Source organism: Nesterenkonia ebinurensis (genome assembly GCF_008711175.1).
Lineage (GTDB): Bacteria > Actinomycetota > Actinomycetes > Actinomycetales > Micrococcaceae > Nesterenkonia > Nesterenkonia ebinurensis.
In genome coordinates, this window is record NZ_VWNF01000021.1 from 351,078 (window position 1) to 372,398 (window position 21,321).

A 21,321-nucleotide genomic window follows, 5' to 3' on the forward strand; every position below is an offset into this window, starting at 1 on the left:
TGCTTTACCCGGTTCAGTGGGATTCCACGAACTCGGTGAAGGCCTCGATATAGGTTTTCGCCCGGCGGGTGGTCTGCTCATCGACGGTACCGTCGTCATGGAACGTATCACCGGTGGCATGCACAGCCAACAGCGGGACCCCCATCAGCTTCACCCCTAGCGGAGGCAGGAACTGGCGGATCTGCGACTGGCCGTTGATGGTGCCGTAGCGCCCGGGCGAGGCCCCAGCAATCCCCAGCTTCAGGCCGGCCAGCTGACCCTGCTTCGGCGGGCGGGAAAGTACGTCGATAGCGTTCTTCACCGGCGCGGGGAAAGATTGGTTGTGCTCCGGTGAGACGACCAGCAGCCCGTCCACCGCCGCCACCTGATCCTTGAACTCGCGCAGCACCTGGGGGAAGTCGGCATCCATGTGCCGGTCATAGAGCGGCAGCGCCGTGATGTCGATCTCTACCAGCTCCGCTCGCTCTGGAGCCTGCTCCACGATCACCCGGGCCAGCTTCCGGTTGATGGAGTCCTGTGCGAAACTGCCAACGATGTACCCGATTTTCACCATGCCCCTACCGTAGCGCCCCAGGCTGTCCGTCAGCTGGCTCGGGATGTGTCGTGACGGGGAGTCGGGGCGAATCAGCCGCGGGGCTTCATGCGGGTGTTCGGCAGTGCCGGTGCCGGCAGCGGAGCTGCCTGGCCGGGCGGGAAGTCGCCGAACTGCGGAAACGGGCGGCCATCGCGGTACTGAGTGCCGGTAAGGGCATCCCGCAATTCTCCGGCAATCGTCTCACCCAGGGCCCCGGGGGCGACGTCGACCTCCTCCTGGGTGCCATCAGGCTGAGAAGCTAGTTCCACTCCAGGAGATGACGACAGCACTCCACTCAGCTTGGCGGCCAGCGGTGAGTCCTCATCAGGGGCCCCGAATCCCATCTCCGCCTGGTAAGCCTCACGGTAGGCGGCGATCTCCTCGTGGGTCCTGCCCACAAAGTTCCACCACATCACAATCTGCTCTCCCAGCGGCTCGCCACCGATCAGCAGGGCGAGCACCGGATCCTCATGAGCCTGAACGCGCAGCACTGTGGCACCGGTGTCGACCACCGCCAGGTGATCGGCCGGCACCTCACAGTCATTGAGCGCCACCGCTCCGGAGACCCGCAGCAGGCCGTGCTCATGACCGTTGGGCACCTCGATCTCCAGGAATGTTCCTGGCTCCAGGCGGATCTCGGCACCGGTGAGCGGGAGGTAGGTCTTCACCGGTGACCGGTAGCCCAGCAGTTCGCCCAGGAACACCTTCGCCTCCCAGCCCTCACCGCGGACAGGCTCAGGGTGGTGGGACTCCAGGCTGGGCTCGACAAACCGGTGCTCGTCCGGAAAGGCGTACCACAGCTGGGCTCCGTGGAGGATCTTGGTATCGGCGGTGGAGTACTCGGAGTGGCTGATTCCACGTCCGGCATTCATCAGCGCCACGCCCCCGGGCCGCACCGTGGCCCAGTTCCCGGCGGAGTCGAGGTGGTCAATCCTCCCGGAGAACAACCAAGAGCAGGTGGCCAGGCCGGTGTGCGGGTGGCGCGGGACCCGCATCGGGGTGGCCTCAGTGAGATCGTCCGGCCCGTAGAAGTCCAGGAAGCACCAGGCCCCCACCAGCGAGCGCGCCCGCTGCGGCAGGGTTCGCCGGACGTTCATAGCCCGCGGCCCGCCCAGCGGCACATCGCGGGGCTGAAGCAGCTGGACCCCGTTTCCGGCCTCAGTGATGCCCGGACTCAGCTGCCCCTCAGCAGTGGCAGATCCAGTCCCGGGTGAGCCGGCGCGGTCATCTGCACCTCCGGCAGAGTCGAAGGTGTAGGGTCCGTTGATGCAGACCTGCTCCTTGGGCTGCGCCTCCGTGTTGCTCATCGTCTTAGTGTTTCAAATTTGAACCACTGCGTACAGAGGCGCAGGCCCAGCGGCCTCAATCCTGAACGGCAGTCACCTTGACGTCGATATTGCCGCGGGTGGCCTTGGAGTAGGGGCAGAACGCGTGGGCCTTCTCGGCAAGTTCCTCAGCGGCAGCCTGGTCCAGCTTGGGCAGCACCACCTCAATCTCAGCGGCCAGCGCGACCCCACCGTCCTCGTCAGCGCCGATGCTGACCTTCACACCCACCGAGGCGTCGGTGGTGTCATAGTCGTTACCAGCCATCTTCTTAGTAGCGCCCAGGAAGCAGGCGGCCCAGCCGGTGGCAAACAGCTGTTCGGGGTTGAGACCCTCTCCGGAGCCGCCCATCTCCTTGGGCTGGGCCAGGGCGACATCCAGGGCACCGTCAGCCGTCCTGGCCTGACCTACGCGACCGCCGCCGGTAGCCAGGGCCTCTGCGGTGTACTTCACGTCTATTGCCATGGTGAGCTCCTCCTCGTTCATTTGCGGTGACGAGCCGGGTGCGGCGTCGTCGTGCTTTCTCTACTAGACCATCACAGTCTGGGCTGACTGGCTAGGGGTGGTGTTCAGCGATGCGCACTGCGGGCCTGGTCAGTGGCAGAATTGGAGCTCATGCGTGAAAATTCCGCCCGCTGGCTGGCTGCCGGGGATGCTGAGTCGATTGCCGCGGCCCTAGCCGCACGCTTTGCCCAGGTTTTCGAACAGGAGCCCGCCGGAGTGTGGTTCGCCCCAGGCCGGGCCAATCTCAACGGCGAACACATCGACTTCCACGGCGGACGGTGCCTGCCGGTAGCCCTGCGTCACGGCACCTATGTTGCTGCTGCTGCACGAACCGACGGGGTGCTGCGGCTGCGCACTCTGGACCCGAAACTCGATGAGGGCCTCATAGAGATCGACGTTGCCGGATTGAGCCGAGAGAGGACCGGCGCTGATGCCGGGTTTTCCGCGCCGATTCAGGGTTCGGGGGCGCGCAGCTTCTCCGATGCCGCCGGCTCGCCTGCTTTGGAGGGTACCCCCTCCTGGACTGCTTATGTTTCCGGGGTGCTGTGGGCGCTGGGTCAAATTGGTGAGGAGCATCCGGAGCTGACCCTGGAACCGGGTTACGGTGCTGATCTGCTGATCCGCTCTACTCTGCCGATCGGTGCGGGGCTGTCCTCCTCGGCCTCATTGGAATGCGCTGCAGCTTTGGCATTTGCGGCCACGGGCACCCCGTTGGGTGCGGAGAACCCGAAGGAGGAACTCAACGAGGCGCTGACCGATGCGCTCCGGGCAGTGCTGGCCCAGGTCTGCATCCGGGCCGAGGTTGAGGTGGTGGGTGCCGGCACCGGCGGGCTGGACCAGAACGCTTCGCTGCGCGCTGCCAAGGGCAAGCTGATGTCCCTGGACTGCCGGGATTTCTCGATGACCCGGACAGATCTGACGTTTCTGCTGCGTGACTATCAGTTTTTGGCGATCGATACTGGTCAGCCCCACGAGCTGGCGGACGGGAAGTTCCGCTCCAGACGGGTGGAGGCGGAGGCTGCCACGGCGGCGCTGGGGGTGGAGCGACTGCGCGATGCGCTGCCGGCCAAGCCGCGGAAGACTGATATGGAGCTGCTGCTGGAGAGGTTCGACCAGGCGGTGAAGAATGGCACGGACTTCGGTGGGCTGGAGGCTGAGGCCTGCCGGCGGCGGCTGAAGCATGCCCTGGGCGAGATGCTGCGCAGTGAGAAGATCCATGCGCTGGTCACTGCTGAGGCGCATGGTGTTTCGCATACTGCACAGACGCTAGGGGATATGCTCTCCGCCGGCCACACCTCGATGAGGGAGCAGGCTGAAGTCAGCTTCCGACTGGCTGACCAGGTGGTGGACGCTGCGCTGCAGTTCGGGGCTCTGGGCGCCCGGCTGATCGGCGGTGGTTTCGGCGGCTCGGTGCTGGCGCTGGTGCCACGGGCTCAGCTGGATGACCTGGTGGGCGTATGCTCGCGCCTCTCCCCCGAGATCCGCTTCCTGGAGGTCACCCCCTCCGCCGCGGCCAGGGCGGTGTGAGCGATACGGACTAGACTGTGACGACGTAAAACTCTCCGCCCAGATGCGGAGATGAGCCGATGTTGAGTGGTTCTAGAATCGTGCTCCCCGCACCCGCGGGGATAAGTTCACCTGGGCGGGAGGATGGCAGCGACTTACCTCAACTGACAGGAAGCCTGAACACGGTAGGCACTGGACGACAGAACGTTCCCGAGGTGCTGCCTCCCCTCCCAGCCAAACGCACCCCTAGACTGGGAGCAGGCGAGAACAGGAGAACGGACTGTGGCAGATCTGGAGAAACTCAACAAGATCGGGTGGTTGCTGGTAGGCGCCGCCGTACTGACCGGCCTGCTGGTGATCATCGGGCTGTTCAACGGCCTGGGCTTCTGGGGCGCATTCTGGAGCTTCCTGTTCATCGTGCTGCCGCTGGCGGTCATTGGCCTTGCACTGCTCGGCAAACGGTGGTTCAAGCTTTCCAAACGCACTGGCCGTCGGCTCTGAGCCGTGCCTGCACCGCACACCGTTGTGGTCTCCGCCTTCGAGCCCTTCGGAGGCGCAGACCACAACCCGTCGCAGGATGTGCTCGATCTGCTCACCCAACGAGCAGAACAGGGTGAGCTGACCGTACAGGCTGAACACGACGTCGTGGTGACCCCTCTGACCCTGCCGGTGGAGTTCGGCCGTGCCGGAAAGCTGCTCACTGAGGCCATTAACCGTCACTCTCCCGCTCTGGTGATCGCTCTCGGCCTCGCCGCAGGCACTGAGGCTGTGCGACTCGAGCGGGTGGGGCTGAACCTCCGCGATGCCCGGATCCCGGACAACGCCGGGGCTCAGCCTGCCGAGGCTCCGGTGGCGCCTCAGGGCCCTCCCGCCCTGTTCAGCACCTTGCGGCTGAAGGCCGCGCACGCCCGCATCGCCGCCGCGGGCATTCCGGTGGCCCTCTCGCTGAGCGCAGGCAGCTATGTGTGCAACGACCTGCTCTACACCGCCCTGCACCACATCAGCACCCAGAACCTGAAGATCCCCGCCGGTTTTGTCCACGTGCCCGATCTGCGCAGCCCTGAGACCCCGGTCAGCACCGAACAGGCCACCACAGCCCTGGATCTGCTCATCGCGGAGTCCCTCAAAAAGGACGACGACGACGCCACCCCCCTGGGGCCTCTTCACTGAAAGTTTTACGCCCCGCTCAGGTCGCTTTCAGAGTAGGTGCTTACAGTCAATAGCAGCAAGTAGAAGTTCCAATCCTTGAGAAGCGTGCAGCGAGGTGACCATGCCGTCACAGGAGCAGGATGAGGTGAACACCCGCCTAAACCTCCGGGCTGCCCAACGTCACGACGATTCACCGCCCCCGGAGAAGCAGAACCACGATGACCTCGGCGTCTCCGCATCCAACCGTGCGGTCACCATCACTCTGGTGATCGGGATCGCGCTGATGCTTCTGGTGCTGATGCTCCCTTATCTCAGCGACCTCTGACCGGACGCGGCGCAGCAGGTGTAGTGCGCGTCTCAACTGCCTGCCGGGCGATAAGCTTAGTTCCCGATGAGCAGGAGAAAGAAGAAGCCGCGCGGCAATCCCCGCGGCTCCACGGCCAAGCGCCGCAGCTCTTCCTCTCGCAATGCTGAGCGGCGCACCGTTGCCCAGCAATCCATGCAGGCGGCCCGCTATCTGTGGGCGGTGGTGACCGGACTGGTGATCGCAGCCCTATTGTTTGAGCCCACTATGATCTGGACCTTGGGTGTGGGGGTCTTCATGGTGGCCAACGCCGAGCTCATCGGTCTATGGCTGGTGGTGGCCGGTTACGGTATGGCCTGCCTGCCCGCTACTTTCGGGCTGCTGATAGCCACCGGACGCTTCTGGTTCAGCCTGACCCACGCCTTGTGGATCGGTGCACTGTACTCGGTGACCGGCTTTCTTCTGCTGGACCGCATTATGGGCCTGCTCAGCCCCTACGGCTTCCCGTAAACCACATCTCAGCACAAGTTCTTCACCGATGAGGCCGCAAGCACAGCGAGCAGCCGACTTTAGGGCGTCAAACGCGGCGCAAACCGCGCAAGAGCAGTCGGGGCCTGGACCCGGCCAGCGGGACAAACTCAGAAGTCACGGGCCATTTCAGCAAAGCGCTGGAAATGCCCCTGGAAGATCAGGGTGATGTCTCTGGTGGGACCATTGCGGTTCTTGGCGACAATGATGTCGGCCTCGCCGGCGCGCTCGGTCTCTTTGTCGTAGACCTCTGGCCGGTGCAGCAGCATGACCATATCGGCGTCCTGCTCGATAGCTCCTGATTCACGCAGGTCGGAGACCTGGGGGCGTTTGTCCGGGCGCTGCTCGGAGCCGCGGTTCAGCTGGGAAAGTGCGATGATCGGCACGTCGAGCTCCTTGGCCAGCAGCTTGAGGGTTCGGGAGAACTCACTGACCTCCTGCTGGCGAGACTCCACCCGTTTTCCAGACATCAGCAGCTGCAGATAGTCCACGATGATCAGCTTGAGGTTCTCCCGCTGTTTGAGTCGGCGGCACTTTGCCCTGATCTCCATCAGTGACAGGTTGGGGGCATCGTCGATGTAGAGCGGAGCCTGCTCCAGGTTGTCCATCGCCCGGGCCATCTTCTCCCAGTGCTCGTCCTGCAGGCTGGAGCCTTTGCGCAGGTCACTGAAGTGCACGGCAGATTCAGCGGCCAGCAGACGCATGGTCAGCTCCACTTTGCCCATCTCCAGGGAGAAGAAGGCGGTGGTCATGCCATGCCTGACGGAGGCCGAGCGGGCAAAGTCCAGAGCGAGTACGGACTTGCCCATGGCAGGCCGGGCGGCGATGACCACCAGCTGTCCGCCATGGAACCCGTGGGTGAGGTCGTCTAAGTCGCGGAAGCCGGTGGGGATACCAGTCAGGGTGCCGTCGTTGGCCGCGTTGACCTCAATCTCCTCAATGGTGGGAGCCAGGATCTCGGAGAGCTTCGAGTAGTCAGTACTCTGACGGTTCTCAGCCACGGTGTAGATCTCTGCCTGAGCCTCATTGACGATCTCATCGACCTCACCGTCAGCGGTGTGGCCAAGCTGGACGATCTTAGTGCCGGCCTCCACCAGTCGGCGCAGAATGGCTCGCTCACGCACAATATCGGCGTAGAACCCAGCATTGGCGGCGGTGGGCACTGACTGTGCCAGGTTGTGCAGATAGGCTGGTCCACCCACTCGCTGCAGCTGCTGCTTCTTGCTCAACTCATCGGAGACAGTGACCTCATCGGCCGGTTCACCGCTGCTGTAGAGGTCGATGATCGCCTCAAAGATCAGCTCATGGGCGGGCCGGTAGAAGTCCCGGCCCCGCAGCACCTCCACCACATCGGCGATCGCGTCCTTGTTCAGCAGCATCCCGCCCAGTACGGACTGTTCGGCGACCATATCCTGCGGCGGGGTGCGCGATTCCGCACCAGCCCCGGTGCTCGGGTCATAGGTCTCCACACTCACCCCGCCAGTCTACTCACCGGGTGGCTTTGATCTCTCGCAGAGCACGCTGCTCCAGGGGAGCGCGCAGCCCATAGACCAACCCGGCCAGCCAGGTGCGCATGGACCGCCGGGCCTGCCTGGTGTCGGGGTAGCGGCAACGTAGGTGCATACCGGTCTCGTTGATCACGAACCAGATCATCACCCCGTCGGTGCGGATCACTGCTGAGACGTGCTGAGGGTTAAGCTCCTCAGCTACGTTGACCGGCAGTTTGCGGTGGTCCAGCCAGCTCATGGCGAACATGCCGGGGTCCTGCGGCATCCCGCCATAGGGCCGCATGATCGGCGCCAGCGGGTAGGAGCCCAATTTGGTTGCCTCTTTCACTGCGGCGTAGCTGGAGAGGTAGCTGGCATCGTGGTTCTCCAGTGCGGAGTTGGTGATGAACCAGCCCACGGAGTTGTACCAACGCTGATCGTCGCGGGAGTGCACGGGGAACACGGCGCGGAAAGGCTCCCCGGACAGTTCAGCGGCCAACCGGGTCATCACGGAGACTGCCACGGCGATCAGCCGGACCCCGTGCTCTTTGGCGTGAGCCTCCACAGCGGTGAGCTCCTCAGCATCGAAGACATCGCGGATCTCTACGATCTCCTCCACCGGCTGTGAGATGTCCCCGAGGTCAAGGGGGAAGGTGGGCATGGTTCCCCCGCCAGCTTCAAGGATCTCCCGCCACCGGGTGACCACCTCTTCGGGAGGGAAGGGCCGGTTCTCCAGGTGCTCCGAGTGCGCGGAGAAGGGTTCGGCCACAGGCAGGTCCTCCCCCAGAGGGTGGCCCTCCAGCAGATCTGATGCACAGTGGGCCAGATCCCGGGCAAGCACCAGCAGGCTCCAGGCGTCCACATGGGCATGATCGGACCCGATGATCACCTGAGGAGTGCGCCCACCGGAGGGGTCTTCGATCAGGCACAGCCGGTAGGAGGGTGAGTTGAAGGACTGGCAAACAGCGTCAAAGTGAGCACGCAGGCTGGCACGTGCGGCATCGGGGGCCAGTACCGCCTGGTCCAGCTCCTCCCATTGACCCGGCTCTATCTGCACTACGCTCAGCTGCAGATCTGTCTGAGGCCCGCCGCAGAGCCTTTCCCGGCTGCGGGGCGATTCCGCTGGCCTGGCGGCCGCGCAGACGTTCGCGGCCTTCGCGCCTGAAAGCCTTGCCGTTGGTGTGTTTGCGAATGAATCCTGGCGGCTGAAGACAGTGTGCAAAGTGCCATGACGGCCGATCACATGCAACCAGGCCTGGGCGATAGTCTCTCTGTCTGCCTGCACCGGCAGATGGAACGACACCGCCATCCAGGAACCTGGGCGGGAGCCCAGACTGACATGGCGGTCCTGGTCAAAGGATACCGGTAGTCCGACAGGCGGGTCCACGGCCTGGGCAGTCATCGAGTAGGTCAGCAGCCGCCCGGGCTGCACCTGCATTTGGGAGACATTGGTCAGCCGCATGAGCGTAGTGTAGATGGGTGCCGCGACGCAGACGTGTCGCGGGTGAAACCTCCGGTTAACAATGCTGCGGACACTTGAAAGAAGTCATGAATCGTTTCCAGACAGCAGGAGCCACCCTGGCCTATGAGGTCAGTGGTGCGGCTGAGGGACCCCTCTTTGTCCAGATGCACGGGCTGACCTCCTCGGCTTGGCGGGAACACTGGGCTGGGTTGGATGTCACTGGGGCACTGCGGGACTTCCGGGTGTTGCGCTATGACGCCCGGGGGCACGGCTCCTCTACCGGGCGGGCTATTCCGGAGGACTATGTGTGGCCGCGGTTGGCTGATGATCTGCTAGCCCTTCTGGATGAGGTGGCCCCGGGGGAGCAGGTGCACACCGGCGGCCCCTCGATGGGTACAGCCACCCAATTGTATGCCTCCCTGAAGGAGCCGGAGCGCTTCGCCTCATTGAGCCTGCTGGTTCCGCCCACGGCCTGGACCACCCGGGCTGCCCAGGCCAAGTCCTATCTGCACTCTGCGGAGCTGGTGGAGAATGAGGGCATCGGGGCTTTTGTGCGAGTGGGAGAGTCCGTGCTGCCACCGCCGGCCCTGGCCGATCGGCACCGGGAACGGGTGCCGGCGGTGAGTCAGGAGCTGCTGCCTTCGATCTTCCGCGGGGCTTCGATGACTGACCTGCCGCCTAAGGATGAGGTTGCCGCACTGAGTGTGCCGATGCAGATCCTAGCCTGGGTGGATGACTACGCTCATCCGGTCTCCACTGCTGAGCAGCTGCACCGGCTGATTCCTGGTTCGCAGCTCTCCATCGCGGAGACACCGGAAGATTTAGCCACCTGGCCGAGCCGGGTGGCTTCGTTCCTGCAGCGCCACCGAGGCTGATCAGCTCTGCACAGATCAGCCCTGCACCGCCGCGCACAGACCAGAAGGATGATCGGATCGCCGAACCAGCCCCTAAGTAAGGGCTTCGGCAGGATCAGCACCCGGCAATGGGGTTCTGATCCCCTTCCCTTTGCCTAGGTCCGGCGATCCGATCTTCAGTGTCCCTGCAGAGATCACAGGCCAGCCGCGAACGCTCCCTGTGATCAGGGTTTCGCCTGTTCTGTGTCACTCAGTCCGGCCGTACTGAAGTAGCCGGGGTCTGGCGCGGATGCACGCCGACAGATGTCGGCCAATACCCGCATCAGTGCGGAGGGACGATTCACACTGTAGGCGGTGCTAAGGCCCTGAGGCAATAGGTCTTCACACAAGGGTTGTGGATAAAATGTGGACTGCACGGCGTGTCGTGTGCAGAACCTGAGGGAAACCCTGTGGACTGGGAAGATAGTTATTCACACAATTGGCTCTGACCTGCGATGATGTAGCGACACGCTGTGAACTTAAACTTTTTTCTCCTGCATGGCAGAAGCCCCTGGGGCAGTTGCTGTTTACCTGTAGTTGGGTGTATAGACACTATCTGCAGCAACTTATCCACAGGATATTCACAGTGCGGGAGAGCTCCATGGTTCCGGGCGATCCATTTTGCCCATAAGCTCCCTAGTCAGCGCCGATTGGATCAGAGACTCCCACTCAGATGCTTTTCTTTCAAATTTGAAGTATTCTTGTGCTGCGGTAATCTGCCGCATTCCATCCTTCAATTCTGTGCAGGAGAGCTATGCAGTTCGGCATCTTTTCCATCGGTGATGTCACCCCGGATCCGACCACTGGCCGTGTTCCTACAGAACATGAGCGGATCATGGCCACAGTGGCCATCGCCCAAAAGGCCGAGGAAGTGGGCCTGGATGTCTTCGCCATCGGGCAGCACCACAATCCACCGTTTGTGGCTCCGGCCAATCCGCCGATCTTCATGGCGCATATCGCTGCCCAAACCGAGCGGATCCTCCTTTCTACGGCCACCACGCTGATCACCACCACGGATCCGGTTCGGGTTGCTGAGGACTACGCCTATGTACAGCACCTGGCACAGGGGCGGATCGATCTGACTCTGGGCCGCGGCAACACCGGACCGGTCTACCCCTGGTTCGGCAAGGACATCCGCGCAGGCATCCCTCTGGCCGTGGAGAACTATGCCCTGCTGCATCGGCTCTGGCGAGAGGAGAATCTGGAGTGGAAGGGCCGATTCCGCACTCCGCTGCAGGACTTCACCGCCACTCCCCGCCCGCTGGACGGGGTGCCTCCGTTTGTGTGGCACGGTTCCATCCGCTCTCCCGAGATCGCTGAGCAGGCAGCCTACTACGGCGATGGCTTCTTCCACAACAATATCTTCTGGAACAAGGAGCACACCGGCCGGATGATCGATCTCTACCGGGAGCGCTACGAGCACTATGGGCACGGCCCGGCAGACCAGGCGATCGTGGGGCTGGGCGGTCAGGTCTACATGGCTGAGACCAAGGAGCAGGCCATGGGTGAGTTCCGGCCCTACTTCGACCGGGCCCCGGTCTACGGCGGCGGTCCTTCCCTGGAGGACTTCTCCACCATGACCCCTTTGACCGTGGGCACTCCGGAGGAGGTGGTTGAGAAGACCCTGAGCTTTCGGGACTACGCCGGGGACTACCAGCGTCAGCTGTTTCTTATGGACCATGCCGGGCTGCCCCTGGAGACTGTGCTGAAGCAGATTGACTTGCTCGGCGAGAAGGTGGTGCCGGTGCTGCGCAAGGAAATCGCCGCCCGCACCCCGCAGACCGTGCCAGACCCACCTACCCACCAGCTGCTCAAGCAGCGCAGAGCAGACGGCAAGGATCCCGTCCCCGGCGGCAAGAAGAATTAGGCTTTAACAACTGTGGCCCCGGGAGAGTCTCCCGGGGCCACTTGCGTATGTGCGCCTACTGACTACTTGGTGGCTACGACCTGCAGGTCGAGGCTTGCAGTCACATCAGTGTGCAGTTTGACGGTTGCGGTGTAATGGCCCACGGACTTGATCCGCGCGGGCAGCTCAACAGTGCGCTTGTCGATGCTGCCCATGCCAGCGGCCTCCACAGCCTCGGCAATCTGGGCCGGGCCCACGGTGCCGAACAGGCGGCCGGAGTCGCCGGTCTTCACGCCGATCTTCACCGGTGCGGCCTGTAGCTTCTCAGCCACTGCCTGTGCCTCTTCAACGGTGGCGATCTCACGTGCTCGGCGAGCTTCGCGGATTCGTTCCACGTCCTTCTCCCCGCCCTTGGTCCAGGTCAGCGCGTAGCCGCGGGGCAGCAGGTAGTTGCGTGCGTAGCCGTCTTTGACCTCAACCACATCGCCGGGGGCCCCGATGCCGGTGACTTCCTGAGTCAGGATGAGCTTTGCCATAGGTTTGTCCTTTCCTTCCTCAGTGGTCTCAGCCGCGGCCGGCGCCGGAGTAGGGCAGCAGGGCCATCTCACGGGCGTTCTTGATGGCCTGGGCAATCTTGCGCTGCTCCTGCACGGAGACGCCGGTGACCCGGCGGGCGCGGATCTTGCCCCGGTCGGAGATGAACTTCCGCAGCAGGGCGGTGTCTTTGTAGTCAATGACCTTGATGTCAGCAGCCTTCAGCGGGTTTGCCTTGGGCTTGATGGGCTTCTTGGCCTCAGCCTGTCGTGCCATCGTGGTGCTCCTTGTCCTAGATGGGAGCCCGCGCTTTCACGCGGGATGGTTGGTGTTTTTATGGGTTAGAAGGGCGGTTCGTCATTGCGTCCGGAGTCCCAGCCGCCGCCCTGTGAGGGCTGTCCGCCCCAGGGGTCGGGCTGCTGTCCTCCGCCGTAGCCGCCGCCAGAATTTCCTGCGCCGAATCCTCCGCCGGAGTTGTTGCCGAAGCCTCCTCCGCCGCTCTGGCGGGGTGCCTGACGCTCAATCTTGGCGGTGGCGTAGCGCAGGGAGGCGCCGATCTCATCGACGTCCAGCTCCCAGCTGGTGCGGTTATTGCCCTCTTTGTCCTCGAAGCTGCGTGCCTTCAGCCGGCCCTGGGCGATCACGCGGGTGCCCTTGGTCAGCGATTCGCACACGTTCTCTGCAGCTTCGCGCCACAGCGAGCAGCGCACAAACAGCGTCTCGGCGTCCTTGTACTCGTTGGCCTGTCGGTCGAAGTAGCGCGGGGTGGAGGCGATGACAAAATTGGTCACCGGTGCTCCGGAGGGGGTGAACCGCAGTTCGGGATCGGCGGTGAGGTTGCCGACCACGGTGATGACGGTTTCGTTATAAGCCATGTTGTGTACCTTTCTCTAGTGCTGTGTACCTAGATGTGTTAGGCCCAGGGTGGGAGATGCTAAGCGACCTTGAACTCTTCGGGCCGGATGATCTTGGTGCGCAGAATGGTCTCATTCAGGCGCAGCAGACGGTCCAGCTCTTTGGCAGTGTCAGGGGCGGACTGGAAGTTGACCACCGCGTAGATGGCTTCGTTCTTCTTCTGGATCTCGTAGGAGAGCTGGCGGCGCCCCCAGATGTCGATCTCATCCACGGAACCGCCGTCCTTCTTGACCAGTTCCATGTACTTGCCCAATGTGGGCTCCACGGTGCGCTCGTCAACCTCGGGGTCGACCAGCACCATCAGTTCGTAATGACGCATTATTGAACCCACCTCCTTCGGTCTTGCGGTCACGGGATTTCCGTAACAGGAGGTTCTGATGCGTAGTGTGCGCACAGCAGTGCAGGCGCACAACCCTACAATGATACACCGACAAGTCGATGCTGAAAAATGCGCTGATCGCATCCCCGCACCCGGTCCTCGCAAGTGCTCAACACTTTCGGGGACTCTTCCTGGACACGGAAGCCCTTATATTGCGTCCGTTGCGAAGAACTCCGTAACGGCTGCGGCAAGATGGGCGACGTCGTCCACTCCGCACATCTCCCTGGCTGAGTGCATGGACAGCAGCGGGATGCCCACATCAACTGTCCGGATGCCGAGTCGGGTGGCGGTGATCGGGCCGATGGTGGAGCCGCAGGGGAGGTCGTTGTTGGAGACGAACTCCTGGGTGGGCACCCCGGCGGCCCGGCAGACCGCCGCCCACATCGCCGTCCCCGGGGCATCTGTGGTGTAGCGCTGATTGGCGTTGATCTTCAGCAGCGGCCCGGCATTGGGCAGCGGCCGGTTGGCCGGGTCGTGCCGCTCAGGGTAGTTGGGGTGCACCGCGTGCCCGGCATCGGAGGACAGGTGCCAGGAGCCGGTGAGCGCCTGCGCCCGCTGGCTCACCGTGGCCCCCAGCGCCTCGTAGATCCGGCCCAGGACCTCCTCCAGGAAGGGCCCGGCCGCCCCGGAGCGGGAGGCCGAACCGAGCTCCTCGTGGTCGAAGGCCGCCAGCATAGGGATCACCGGTGCTGATCCGTCAGTATCAAGCAGCGCCTGCAGGCCGGTGTAGACGCTGGAGAGGTTGTCCAGCCGGCCGGCGGCGAAGAACTCGCCCTCAGCGCCGAAGACTGCTGGTTGCTGCGCATCAGCGACAACGACGTCGTAGCCGTCCACCTCACCGGCACTCACCCCGGCAGTCCGGGCCACCACATTAAGAACGTCGGAGGCTTCGGCTGCGTCAGGGGAGCCGGCGAGCCCGAGGATGGGTGTAGTGTGCTGCTGCTTGCCAAGCTTGATGCCCTCGTTGTTGACTGCCCGGTCTAAGTGGATGGCCAGCTGGGGGATGCGTGCTACCGGCCCGGTGGCCGCCAGGTGGGTGGCCCCGTCGCGGGTGACCAGACGACCGGCTAGGCGCAGCTCCCGGTCCAGCCAGGAGTTCAGCAGCGGCCCACCGTAGATCTCCATCCCGGCCTGTACCCAGCCCTGCTTGACCACAGTGGATTTGGGTTTGAGCTTGAACCCGGGGGAGTCGGTGTGGGCACCGAGGATGCGCAGCGGCGTGGTGGGCGCTGCCCCTTCAGGGAGGATCCAGGCAAGCACCGCGCCATCGCGGACCACCACGTACTTGCCCGGCTCGGCCGGCCAGTCCTGGTGTTCACCGAGTTGGGTGAAGCCGGCAGCCACCAGTCGCTGTGCGACCACCTCTGCCGCGTGGTACGACGACGGCGACTCGGTGACAAAACGGCCCAGATCCTCGATCAGCTCATCAGCGCTCAGACTCATGCGCACCACACTATCGGAGCCCCTGTGTGTGCAGACTCTGCATCAGACGCAAGACCTGCTGAACTCCTCCCACGTACGGGTTCACGATGGTTGTGGGTGGGCTACTCGATGAGGCCTGATTGATAGACGTAGACGACAGCTTGGACGCGGTCGCGCAGCTGGAGTTTGGTCAGGATGCGGCGCACATGGGTCTTCACCGTAGCCTCGGAGAGGAAGAACTTCGCGGCGATCTCGGCGTTGGAGAGCCCTTCGGCCACCGCGAAGAGCACCTCGGTCTCCCGGGCGGTGAGCGGTTCGCGCACCACACCGTCATCGAGCGCGGCTGCGATCTGGGCGCCGGTGCTTTGCCGCTGCGCCGAGGCCTCAATCACCTCCGAAGACTCGGCGCCGGTACCGGTGTTCTCTCGGCTCAATCGGGCACCAGCACCCTCCGACCTTGAAGAAACCAAGCCGGGCGGTGTGGTGCCCTGTCCGCCCTTGCGCAGATACACCTCCAGCAGACGCTGGGTGATACGCGGGGCAACCACCGCGTCCCCGGAAGCGACCACACGCACCGCGTCCACCAGGTCCTCCGGCTCCACATCCTTGAGCAGGAAGGCAGAAGCCCCGGCCTGCAGCCCGGAGAAGGCGTACTCGTCCAGATCGAAGGTGGTGAGGATGATGACCTTGGTGTCGCTGAACTCTGCGGCGATGCGCTGGGTCGCCTCAATGCCGTCCATGGTGGGCATCCGCACATCCATCAGCACCACATCGGGGCGCGTCTCGCCCAGTGCTTCTAGGGTGCTGAGGGCCTCGGCGCCGTCGCCGGCCTCGGCCACCACCTCCAGGTCGTCCTCCTCCTCGAGGATGAGTTTGAAGCCCATCCGCAGCAGGTGCTGATCGTCAACCAGCATGACCTTGATCTGTTCAGCAGCCGGGCTCTGGCTCATTCGGTTCCCTCCTTGATGGCGGTCGGTTTGGTGCCGGCCGGTGGTTCCAGCACGGCACGCACCATCCAACCGCGGTGCTTGCCGGGTCCGGCATAGACCGATCCGTTGTAGAAGCTGGCCCGTTCCTGCATGCCCTGGATGCCCAGCCCTGAGCCTACCGACTCGCGCCGGGATCCGGGAGCCGGTGGTACGCCGTCGTCGGTGACGCTGATGACAACCTGGGGCTCGCCGGTCAGCCCCAGCGCCCGCTGTTCCTTCTCGGAGAAGCCCTGGGCCTTCAGCTGTTCGCTGGCAGTCTGGTCGGTGCCGGGGATGTGCTCCACCACCACATCCACCTGATTGACCCCGCGGCCATAGCGCAGCACATTGGTCAGCGACTCCTGCAGGATGCGGTGCACGGTGAGGCCGAAGGCGGCATCCTCAGGAAGCGGCGGGCCGGACTGCTGAACCTGCAGCGGCAGCCCGGCCTGGCGGAATCCCTCGAACAGCCCATCCAAAGACTCGGTGACCGGGCGACGGGCCTGCTCCACCTGATCGCCCTTGCGCAGCACCCCGATGACCCGGCGCATATCGGCCAGAGCACTGCGCCCGGTGGAGGAGACCTCGCCGATCACCTCGGCAGCACGCTCGGAATCGCGCTTGGCCACTACGCGAGCACCGTCGGCCAGGGAGATCATCACCGAGAGTGAATGGGCCACCACATCGTGCATCTCCCGGGCGATCCGGTTGCGCTCACCCAGCTGGGCCAGCTCATGGGACTTCCGGGCCCAGTCCAGGATCTCGCGCTCGTGCTTATGCCCGCGACGCACCGCCGCCCCGATGCCGGTGGAGATCCAGACCATGAACACCATGATCACCGCAATCACCACGAGGGCCTCGAACTCGCCCATCCCCTGGTTCTGGTAGTAGGTGGCCCAGAAGTTGCCCTGATGCTGTTCGATCCAGCTCTGCGCCAGGAGCAAGGTGCTGTAGCCCAGCGCACAGGCCGGCAGTGCTGCAACCAGTCCCCAGCGCAGGCCGTAGTGGTAGGCCACCGCATAGGCGGCGAAGCACAGACCCATCAGCTGGCTGCCCTGCCAGGGGTAGAGGTAGAGCATGGCTGATTCAAACAGCGTCACCAGCACCAGCACCGCCAAGGGGCGCAGGTGCCGGAAACACAGTGCCGCGGAGATCACCGCGTAGCCCAGCAGCAGCCACCACGCATCTGCGCCAAGATCAGCCAAGGCCACCGGAAAGATCCACAGACTGTAGAGCAGGTAGAAGCCCACCACCACCGCGGTCATCCATCCGGGGTGCCTACGGAACCAACCGCGGATCCCGGGCTTACGCACCAGTCCGAGCTCATCCCATCGCTCAAACATCTCCGGGGTGACCTGGGGCTGTTCGGTTCCCTGATGAGAAGTGGAGAAGGGCACGACGCCGCCCCCATGGGCAGTCTGCCCCGGAGACGGCGTCGTAGTGTTACTCACCTTCCCTATCTCATCATGAGTCGCGGCGGGTAAAGCTCAGCCAGCCCAGCGCCACCGGCACTGCGGTCCAGCCCAGCAGGCCGAGCAGTGCGGGCCCGGTCTCCAGCGCGGGGAAGAAGCTGTACTGGCTGGGCTCGTTGATGAACCCGTCCACCAGGTTCATGTACTCCAGCTTGATCAGGGTCTCCACCCAGGCGGCCTCGTTGGTGACTCCGTAGAGGATGCTCAGCACGATCTGGACCACGAACAGGATCGAGGCCAGCACCACGATGCCGCCGGCGGAGCTGCGCAGCAGGGCGCCCAAGCCGAAACCCAGCAGCGCGGTGAGCACCACCACCAGCCAGGTCTTGGCGTACATCAGGGCGATCTCCCCGTCGGTGACAATATCCCCCAAGCCCAGTGGGTCGGTGATCACTGCGGCGAGCACATGGGACAAGAGCATCATGATCGCGGTGGTCAGACCGGTCCAGGCCACCAGGGCCAGGGCTTTGGCGCCCAGCAGGGTGGTGCGGCGCGGGACTGCGGTCAGCGAGGAGCGGATGGCACCGGTGGTGAACTCGGTGGTGATTGCGATGACACCCAGAGCGCCCAGCAGAATCATCGCGAAGTAGCTGCCGGTCTGGCCCTGCACGGCCACATCCAGGGCGCTGGAGGGGAACTCATCGGAAAACCGCTGGTAGGAGATGGCCACCGATCCAGCGATGAAGGCGCTCAGGCCGATGGTCAGGATGGAGAGCCACCAACTGGTGCGCAGGGCTTTGAGCTTGGCGAACTCGGAGCGGAAAGTGCCCAGGAAACTGACTCCGGGCAGGGTAGGGTCCACCTGGAAGGTCTTTGGCGGGGTAGCGGTGGCGGTATTGAGGTTGGGGGTCATCGTGCTGCCTCCTGCTTCTCCTGCTTCTGTCCACCGGAGCGGTATTCCACATGGTCGCCGGTGAGTTTCATGTACTGATCCTCCAAGGTGGAGTGCTGCGGGGTCAGCTCGTGGAGCACAATATTGGTCTCCAGGGCGCGGCGCCCGATGCTGCGCGGATCCAGTCCGGTGACCTGCAGGGTCTCGGCATCCAGATGCTCGATGTTCACCCCGCTGGTGGTCAGGGCGTTGGCCAGGTCTGCGGTCTGTTCAGTGCGCACCAGCACTCGGTGTTCTTCGGAGCTGAGCAGCTCGGCGATGGGGGCATCGGCGATGATCTTGCCGCGGCCCAGCACAATGAGGTGATCGGCGGTCTGGGACATCTCGCTCATCAGGTGAGAGGAGACGAATACGGTGCGGCCTTCGACTGCCAGCTGGCGGGCCATGCTGCGTACCCAGCGCACGCCTTCTGGGTCCAGGCCGTTGACCGGTTCGTCGAAGATCAGCACGGCGGGATCGCCCAGCAGGGCGGCGGCGATGCCCAACCGCTGGTTCATGCCCAAGGAGTAGCCCTTGATGCGCTTACGCGCTGCCTCACCCAGGCCGGTGAGCTCAATGACCTCCTCCACGCGTTTGGCGCTGATGCCGTGAGTGGCGGCCAGCACCCGCAGATGAGAGCGACCGGTGCGGCCGGGATGGGTGGCCCCGGCGTCGAGCACCGCGCCCACGGTGCGCAGCGGTGCCTTGTGTGCCGCGAAGGGCTTGCCGCCGATGGTGATGGAGCCAGTAGTGGGTCTGTCTAGGCCGACGGCCATCCGCATAGTGGTGGATTTCCCGGAGCCGTTGGGGCCCAGAAAGCCGGTGACCTTGCCTGGGGCCAGCTGGAAGCTGATGCCGTCCACGGCGGTCTTGGAGCCGTATCTCTTGGTGAGATTCTCTGCTGTGATCATGGGCTCTAGTCTTCTAGGTCTACAGGCTGAGCACATCCCCCCGCAGACTGATCCTGGTCTCATCCTCTGGTGGGGGATGCGGTGAGGAACCCGCGGCGAGCGTCATGAAAAACTCCAGCTGATTATCAGTATGTGTTCAGATGAGTTTTGTGAGGTAGTGATCGCATCCAAAACAGAGGGAACGGAAGCCCTGTACAAGTCCGAATACTGATGGAGGAACACCATGCCCCGCATGAAGCACGCACTGACCGCCCTGGTCGCAGCCGGAGCCATCGGCCTGACCGCAGCCTGCGGAAACACATGGGCCGAATCCGACATCGAGTCCGATGTGGAGCGGGACCTGGATAGTCAGTTCCCCGAGGACGCCCCCCATGAGGTGGACTGCGACGGAGACCTTGACGCTGAGGTGGGTGAGACCATCAGCTGCCCGATGAGCGACCAGAACGGCTCCGGCACCGCTGAGATTGAGATTGTCAGCGTAGACGGCAACGAGATCGAGTACGAGGTGAACATCCCGGACTACTCACTTGATAACGGTGATGATGACCTCGACATCGACGACGGCCTTGAGGATGAGGACGCTGACGACGAGGACGAGGACTGATCTCCGCGGTAGATCCGCAGCACCACAAGTACGCAGATGTAGAACGTGGAGAGCAGGTGGCCGAACACTGCGGCCACGTAGAGCTTTTCGTCGAACAGATGCTGCGGGTCAGCCTCGCTGATCTGAGCAGCCAGGTGCATCCAGATCGCCCAGAAGTGCAGGATCTGGAATCCGTGCCAGATCATCACATCGCGCAGTTTCAGCCCGACCAAGGCGATCAGCGGCACCAGCCAGATCATGAACTGCGGGGAGTAGACCTTGTTGAAGATCATGAATGCCGCCACGATCAGCAGCAGCAGCTGAACCAGCCCGGGGCGCTCGCGGGCGGTCAGCCCGATCGCCAGCACCGCCGCACAGCTGAGCCCAAACAGCCCAGTAGACCAGAAGGACACCGTTTCTGCACTCATATGCTCCCCGCTGAGCACACCGGTCACCTGCCAGATGGAGGACCAGCCGGCCCCGCGCTCGGCGGAGAACACCCAGAACTGGGCCCAGGACTCCCAGCTGACCAGCATCACCGGCAGATTCAGCACCAACCAGGCGACGCCGCCGCCCAGGGCAAGCCTGCCGAAATCACCCCATCTGACCGCCTCCTCGCCGGTTTCCTTCTTCCAGTGAGCACGCAGAGCCAGGGTGAAGACGGCTCCGAGCAGGAACAGCGGATAGAGCTTCAACGAGACCCCGATCCCCATCAGCACTCCCGCCCATAGCCACTGCCGACGCAGGCAGAGCAATACCGCCACTGCCAGGGCTGCCGCCGGGAAGATATCCCAGTTGATGCCCAAACCCAAGATGAGCGCAGGGGAGAGCGCAACTACCACCGCATGCCAGGGTCGGGTCCCGGCGGTTTTCATCACCGCCCAGGTAAGCAGAAACCAGGCGGCGGCTGCGGCCAGGAAGGTCAGATCCCAATACAGCAGTCCGGTGCGCTCCTGCCAATAGTCCAGCAGGGTGCCGCCGAGCTGACTGTCGATGCCGTGCGTAAGCACCGCCAGCACAGAGGCCAGCAGCATAGTCAAGGCTGGGTACTCGAAGGTGGAGTAATCTTCATGGAACGGGGCCCAGGGGTGCTGGGCGAAGTCCCGGGAGTCCCACAGCGCGGAGACATCGGAGTAGCAGCCCCAGTGGTAGACTCCGATGCCGCCCCAGCCGTTGATCCGGCAGTATTGGGAGGCCAGCAAGGCCAGCAGGACCCCGAGGGCGGTCATCGCCATCAGGATCCGGGTGATGCTCCAGAACCCGCTGCCGGCTGCGCGCAGCCGGCTGCCGGCAGGACCGCCCCACCGGTCCGATAAATAGCGTAATGTCGGATCGGCTGCGGACAGCGGCTGAACTGTTCGGCTCACCTAACCACCCTATGATGGATAGGTTGCATTGATCGAAGGAGACCAGATTGTCAGAGAACCCGGTTCGTGTGGCCCTGGTGGGCGTGGGTAATTGCGCGGCGTCTTTGGTGCAGGGCGTGGAGTACTACAGGGATGCCCCTGTTGATCAGGATGTGCCGGGGTTGATGCATGTGCAGTTCGGTGATTATCACATCAGTGATGTTCAGTTCGTGGCTGCCTTTGATGTTGATGATAAGAAGGTGGGTAAGGATCTCTCTGAGGCGATCCTGGCCAGTGAGAACAACACCATCCAGATCGCTGAGGTTCCTTATACCAGTGTGGAT

23 protein-coding genes and 1 pseudogene are annotated in these 21,321 nt (G+C 63.6%); 9 read left to right on the forward strand and 15 right to left on the reverse strand.

Features of this window, described 5'->3' with window-relative positions; genetic code table 11:
• Window positions 1-13: 13 nt before the first annotated feature.
• From F0311_RS09175 to F0311_RS09185, 3 genes are all read right to left on the reverse strand, one after another.
• The gene (locus F0311_RS09175; protein WP_150461619.1) at window positions 14-553 is read right to left on the reverse strand and encodes an NADPH-dependent FMN reductase; all 540 of its coding nucleotides are present in this window, start codon (window positions 551-553) and stop codon (window positions 14-16) included.
• A gap of 71 nt (window positions 554-624) precedes the next feature.
• Window positions 625-1,881: a pirin family protein gene (locus tag F0311_RS09180; protein ID WP_150461620.1), complete on the reverse strand. Its 1,257-nt coding sequence runs from the start codon at window positions 1,879-1,881 to the stop codon at window positions 625-627.
• A gap of 55 nt (window positions 1,882-1,936) precedes the next feature.
• A complete protein-coding gene (locus F0311_RS09185; RefSeq protein WP_223881231.1) occupies window positions 1,937-2,362 on the reverse strand; it encodes an Ohr family peroxiredoxin in 426 nt (141 codons plus the stop codon).
• Between the two features lie 150 nt (window positions 2,363-2,512).
• Here F0311_RS09185 and F0311_RS09190 point away from each other — a divergent pair, with 150 nt between their 5' ends.
• The 5 genes from F0311_RS09190 (at window position 2,513) to F0311_RS09210 (ending at window position 5,870) form a co-directional block, all read left to right on the forward strand.
• Entirely contained in the window at window positions 2,513-3,928 is a 1,416-nt protein-coding gene (locus F0311_RS09190) for a galactokinase (protein WP_150461621.1), read from the forward strand.
• A gap of 261 nt (window positions 3,929-4,189) precedes the next feature.
• Window positions 4,190-4,408 (forward strand): DUF2207 domain-containing protein, encoded by a 219-nt coding sequence (locus F0311_RS09195; protein WP_150461622.1) that lies wholly within the window; start codon window positions 4,190-4,192, stop codon window positions 4,406-4,408.
• A gap of 3 nt (window positions 4,409-4,411) precedes the next feature.
• Window positions 4,412-5,077, forward strand: a complete 666-nt coding sequence (locus F0311_RS09200; protein ID WP_150461623.1) for a pyroglutamyl-peptidase I family protein — start codon at window positions 4,412-4,414, stop codon at window positions 5,075-5,077.
• A 100-nt stretch (window positions 5,078-5,177) separates the two neighbouring features.
• Complete coding sequence (locus F0311_RS09205) at window positions 5,178-5,381, forward strand: hypothetical protein (protein WP_150461624.1); 204 nt, start codon at window positions 5,178-5,180, stop codon at window positions 5,379-5,381.
• Between the two features lie 66 nt (window positions 5,382-5,447).
• Window positions 5,448-5,870: a hypothetical protein gene (locus tag F0311_RS09210; RefSeq protein ID WP_150461625.1), complete on the forward strand. Its 423-nt coding sequence runs from the start codon at window positions 5,448-5,450 to the stop codon at window positions 5,868-5,870.
• A gap of 128 nt (window positions 5,871-5,998) precedes the next feature.
• Here F0311_RS09210 and dnaB read toward each other — a convergent pair whose 3' ends face one another.
• Window positions 5,999-7,363 (reverse strand): replicative DNA helicase, encoded by a 1,365-nt coding sequence (gene dnaB / locus F0311_RS09215; RefSeq protein WP_396897431.1) that lies wholly within the window; start codon window positions 7,361-7,363, stop codon window positions 5,999-6,001.
• A gap of 13 nt (window positions 7,364-7,376) precedes the next feature.
• Complete coding sequence (locus tag F0311_RS09220; RefSeq protein WP_150461626.1) at window positions 7,377-8,837, reverse strand: condensation domain-containing protein; 1,461 nt, start codon at window positions 8,835-8,837, stop codon at window positions 7,377-7,379.
• Between the two features lie 86 nt (window positions 8,838-8,923).
• Here F0311_RS09220 and F0311_RS09225 point away from each other — a divergent pair, with 86 nt between their 5' ends.
• Window positions 8,924-9,712 (forward strand): alpha/beta fold hydrolase, encoded by a 789-nt coding sequence (locus tag F0311_RS09225; protein WP_150461627.1) that lies wholly within the window; start codon window positions 8,924-8,926, stop codon window positions 9,710-9,712.
• A gap of 772 nt (window positions 9,713-10,484) precedes the next feature.
• The gene (locus tag F0311_RS09230) at window positions 10,485-11,597 is read left to right on the forward strand and encodes a CE1758 family FMN-dependent luciferase-like monooxygenase (RefSeq protein WP_150461628.1); all 1,113 of its coding nucleotides are present in this window, start codon (window positions 10,485-10,487) and stop codon (window positions 11,595-11,597) included.
• A gap of 62 nt (window positions 11,598-11,659) precedes the next feature.
• Here the strand turns inward: F0311_RS09230 and rplI are convergent, their stop codons facing one another.
• From rplI to F0311_RS09275, 9 genes are all read right to left on the reverse strand, one after another.
• Entirely contained in the window at window positions 11,660-12,112 is a 453-nt protein-coding gene (gene rplI / locus F0311_RS09235) for a 50S ribosomal protein L9 (protein ID WP_150461629.1), read from the reverse strand.
• Between the two features lie 28 nt (window positions 12,113-12,140).
• Window positions 12,141-12,386, reverse strand: coding sequence for a 30S ribosomal protein S18 (rpsR, locus tag F0311_RS09240; RefSeq protein WP_150461630.1), 246 nt, complete (start codon window positions 12,384-12,386; stop codon window positions 12,141-12,143).
• Window positions 12,387-12,451: 65 nt separating this feature from the next.
• Window positions 12,452-12,985, reverse strand: a complete 534-nt coding sequence (locus F0311_RS09245) for a single-stranded DNA-binding protein (protein ID WP_150461631.1) — start codon at window positions 12,983-12,985, stop codon at window positions 12,452-12,454.
• Window positions 12,986-13,044: 59 nt separating this feature from the next.
• The gene (gene rpsF, locus F0311_RS09250; protein ID WP_150461632.1) at window positions 13,045-13,344 is read right to left on the reverse strand and encodes a 30S ribosomal protein S6; all 300 of its coding nucleotides are present in this window, start codon (window positions 13,342-13,344) and stop codon (window positions 13,045-13,047) included.
• Between the two features lie 207 nt (window positions 13,345-13,551).
• A complete protein-coding gene (locus F0311_RS09255) occupies window positions 13,552-14,847 on the reverse strand; it encodes a M18 family aminopeptidase (protein WP_150461633.1) in 1,296 nt (431 codons plus the stop codon).
• Window positions 14,848-14,948: 101 nt separating this feature from the next.
• Window positions 14,949-15,776 carry a response regulator transcription factor gene (locus F0311_RS09260; RefSeq protein ID WP_150461634.1) on the reverse strand — a complete coding sequence of 276 codons (828 nt, stop codon included), beginning with the start codon at window positions 15,774-15,776 and terminating at the stop codon, window positions 14,949-14,951.
• A complete protein-coding gene (locus F0311_RS09265) occupies window positions 15,773-17,245 on the reverse strand; it encodes a sensor histidine kinase (protein ID WP_150461635.1) in 1,473 nt (490 codons plus the stop codon). The genes F0311_RS09260 and F0311_RS09265 overlap by 4 nt, the downstream gene beginning before the upstream one ends.
• A 13-nt stretch (window positions 17,246-17,258) precedes the next feature.
• Window positions 17,259-18,119, reverse strand: a complete 861-nt coding sequence (locus F0311_RS09270) for an ABC transporter permease subunit (protein WP_150461636.1) — start codon at window positions 18,117-18,119, stop codon at window positions 17,259-17,261.
• Window positions 18,116-19,048 carry an ABC transporter ATP-binding protein gene (locus F0311_RS09275; protein ID WP_150461637.1) on the reverse strand — a complete coding sequence of 311 codons (933 nt, stop codon included), beginning with the start codon at window positions 19,046-19,048 and terminating at the stop codon, window positions 18,116-18,118. Before F0311_RS09275 ends, F0311_RS09270 begins: the two co-directional genes overlap by 4 nt.
• Window positions 19,049-19,271: 223 nt before the next feature.
• Here F0311_RS09275 and F0311_RS09280 point away from each other — a divergent pair, with 223 nt between their 5' ends.
• Window positions 19,272-19,652 (forward strand): DUF4333 domain-containing protein, encoded by a 381-nt coding sequence (locus tag F0311_RS09280; RefSeq protein ID WP_150461638.1) that lies wholly within the window; start codon window positions 19,272-19,274, stop codon window positions 19,650-19,652.
• Here F0311_RS09280 and F0311_RS09285 read toward each other — a convergent pair.
• Window positions 19,568-20,998 carry a glycosyltransferase family 87 protein gene (locus F0311_RS09285; protein ID WP_150461639.1) on the reverse strand — a complete coding sequence of 477 codons (1,431 nt, stop codon included), beginning with the start codon at window positions 20,996-20,998 and terminating at the stop codon, window positions 19,568-19,570. The two genes, F0311_RS09280 and F0311_RS09285, sit on opposite strands and share 85 nt — an antisense overlap.
• Window positions 20,999-21,045: 47 nt before the next feature.
• Here F0311_RS09285 and F0311_RS09290 point away from each other — a divergent pair.
• Window positions 21,046-21,321 (forward strand): annotated as a pseudogene (locus F0311_RS09290) (inositol-3-phosphate synthase); the annotation flags it as partial.